The following is a 532-nucleotide window of genomic DNA, read 5'->3' as shown; positions in this document are numbered from 1 at the left end:
TTGAAATCCTCACTGCGCTCGAAGGTATCGCCCAGGCGCCGTATTTTGCGAAACGCAAATGGATATCGATTGCCGATCATTCTCCGCTCGAACGGGAAGAAGTGGAGCACTATGTTCGCCGCTCCTATGAGCTTGTGGCAGCCGGCCTGACAAAAAAACTGCGAGGAGAGCTGGGCATCGTGATCGATCCCGCACCCGCCCTATAATTTCCGCTTCAATTGACCTTTTTGTCCTTGCCGATGATCTGGCGGACGCCTTCTTTGGTGAAGGGCTGCACGAGCTGTGGCAAAAACCCCTTGGCGATCTCACCCTTGATGCCGATATCAGTTGATGAGGGTCGGTCAGGGTTATGGTAGGAGCCAAAGAGAATATCGAAGATGACGAGGTTTTCGCCGTAATTGGTATTGCCTTCCGGAAGCTGTTTTGAATGGTGCCAACGATGTAGGCGCGGCGTGCTGAAGACATAGTCGAGCACACCCGTTTTCATGTCGACATTGCAATGGGTCAAGATACCGATGAATGCGGTCACAGC

The 532-nt window shown here is 52.6% G+C and carries 2 protein-coding genes; one reads left to right on the top strand and one right to left on the bottom strand.

The genetic code is table 11. From position 1 onward, the window contains the following. Positions 1 to 206 (top strand): MmcQ/YjbR family DNA-binding protein (locus ACTHUE_RS20055; RefSeq protein ID WP_440424285.1); only part of this gene is annotated, 206 nt, incomplete at its 5' end. An 8-nt stretch (positions 207 to 214) separates the two neighbouring features. Here ACTHUE_RS20055 and ACTHUE_RS20050 read toward each other — a convergent pair. Further along, a partial coding sequence (locus tag ACTHUE_RS20050) for a sterol desaturase family protein (RefSeq protein WP_440424284.1) occupies positions 215 to 532 on the bottom strand: 318 nt, incomplete at its 5' end.

The sequence above is a fragment of the Neisseria sp. P0021.S005 genome, from assembly GCF_051956955.1.
This window is presented reverse-complemented; position numbering and strand designations above follow the sequence as displayed.